This is a genomic window from Vibrio sp. 1562 (genome assembly GCF_033340155.1).
GTDB lineage: Bacteria > Pseudomonadota > Gammaproteobacteria > Enterobacterales > Vibrionaceae > Vibrio > Vibrio alginolyticus.
Genome location: NZ_JAWOVY010000333.1, coordinates 1 through 707 on the forward strand (window position 1 = coordinate 1; position 707 = coordinate 707).

Below are 707 nucleotides of genomic sequence, written 5' to 3' on the forward strand. Positions count from 1 at the left end.
TTCGGTGGCATCATTTGCCATGTCCACGGCTTGCTGCATATCTTCCTGGTACTCAATTTCTTTCTGTCGTAGCAGTTCACGCTCGCGCTCAAGCTGTTCATCGGCGCTTGCTTTGGCTACCGTATAGATCTTCTGTAGGAAGAGCTCAGCATCGCTCATAACCGATTCTGGAAGGACTACCTCTACCAGCTCTTCATCGAGGGAGTGTTCCTCTGACCACTGTTTGAGATACGTTGAAATGGTGGTAAAGCTCCCCTTGCCAATGATGTCTCTGATAGCGATGACCGTTGGGCGTTTACCGGCGTCCTTGAGCTTTTGGGCCGCAGCCGCTACATCGTCAAACTCAACCAATTTTCTTGCCATGAGAACGTTCCTTTTAATTTGTAATGTTTACGATAATTACGATAATTACGATAATTACGATAATACGGTAATTATCATAATTATATATCATGCTGCTGTCGATTGGAATTGTTTGTGTGGGACAAAGCCCTTCCGGCTGCGGAAAAGCCTTGTTACGCGGTCACGCTGATTCATCCAGGGAAGGATTCGATAGTGACTCCACCGAAGGTGCCAAGGATTTCCGATGCCGCTTTATCAGATCGAGTTTTGCGTTGTTCTGAGGCGTCAAAGTTACGAAGCAATTTGAGCTGAACATCCTTATCCTGGAGCACGATCAGGGGCATTGGCGCGGTAACGGTTTTGAG

At 47.2% G+C, this 707-nt stretch carries 1 protein-coding gene; it reads right to left on the reverse strand.

The genetic code is table 11. From position 1 onward, the window contains the following. On the reverse strand, positions 1-363 hold a 363-nt coding region (locus R7Z49_RS25020; RefSeq protein WP_318112391.1), incomplete at its 3' end, for a DNA-binding protein. Positions 364-707 lie beyond the last annotated feature (344 nt).